At 76.3% G+C, this 1,185-nt stretch carries 1 protein-coding gene; it reads left to right on the forward strand.

The window, feature by feature from the left end; all coding sequences use genetic code 11:
* The first annotated feature begins 155 nt into the window (after positions 1 to 155).
* The gene (locus tag LCE31_RS39735; RefSeq protein ID WP_225023164.1) at positions 156 to 1,139 is read left to right on the forward strand and encodes a quinone oxidoreductase family protein; all 984 of its coding nucleotides are present in this window, start codon (positions 156 to 158) and stop codon (positions 1,137 to 1,139) included.
* The last annotated feature ends 46 nt before the right edge of the window (positions 1,140 to 1,185 follow it).

Raw genomic sequence — 1,185 nt, forward strand, 5'->3', positions numbered from 1 at the left:
GGTGGCGGTCGGTGGGCGGCGGCAGATGGCGGGTGGTGCGCCCGAGGGCGGCCGGAGGTGCGGCCGTGGACAACTGGACCCGCGGTCAAGTACGGTCGGCCGACGGCATAACTTGACCGTCGGTCCAGTTACGCACCACGGCACTGGGAGACATCATGCGACGTATCCGCTGGTCCGCCTACGGCGACCCCGGCGTGCTCACGCTCGAAGAGGCGGCCGTCCCCGACCCCGGCCCCGGCCAGGTGCGGATACGGGCCGAGGCCGTCGGCGCCAACTACGTCGACACGCTGATGCGCAGAGGCCCGGCCGCGGGCGAGCTGTTCGTACGCCCGCTGCCCGGCCGGCCCACGGGCGACGTGACAGGCGTGGTCGACGCCGTCGGCGACGGAGTGGACCCGGCCCTCACCGGACGCCGGGTCGCGTCGCTGGTCGCGCGGGACGCGTACGCCGACCAGGTCCTCGCGGACGCCGAGTGGCTCGCGCCGGTGCCGGACGGTCTCGACGACGGAATGGCCACGATGCTTCCCATGGGCGGCCCCGTCGCCCTCGGTGCCCTGCGCCTCGGCCGGCTCGCGAAGGGCGAGAGCGTACTGGTCCACTCGGCGGCGGGCGGCATCGGGCACCTCGCCGTACAGCTGGCGAAGGCGCTCGGCGCGGGCACGGTGATCGGCACGGCCAGTACGGCGGCGGGCCGCGCCTTCGCCCGCGAGACGGGCGCGGACGCGGTGGTCGACTACACGGCGGCCGACTGGTGCGACCGGGTCCGCGCGCACGCCCCCGGCGGTGTCGACGTCGCCCTCGACACCGGCGCGGGCGCCGGCGTCCTCGCGGCCACGATGGAGCTGCTGGCGCCGTTCGGCCGTGCGGTGACCTACGGGGTGGCCTCGGGGCAGCCCGGTGCGCTGCCGGTGATGAGCGTCGTGGGCGGCCTCAAGTCCCTCGCGGGCTACGGCCTCCTGGCGCTGCGGAGCGCCCGTCCCGAGCAGGCGCGCCAGGACGTCGCGGACGTCACCGCGCTCGCCGCCGACGGCACCCTGACGACGCATGTGCACGCGCGGGTCCCGCTCGCGGAGGCGGCACGCGCGCACCGCCTGCTGGAGGACCGCGCGCACCTGGGGCGCGTCCTGCTGATCCCGTGACGGTACGGGGGCGGTGCGGGAACGGGAACGGGGACGGGGACGAGGG

It is taken from the genome of Streptomyces sp. 8L (assembly GCF_020176795.1).
Classification (GTDB): Bacteria; Actinomycetota; Actinomycetes; order Streptomycetales; family Streptomycetaceae; genus Streptomyces.

Excerpts from the sequence above, each read along its gene's own strand:
- LCE31_RS39735 (WP_225023164.1), top strand. The coding sequence starts at position 156 with ATGCGACGTATCCGCTGGTCCGCCTACGGCGACCCCGGCGTGCTCACG.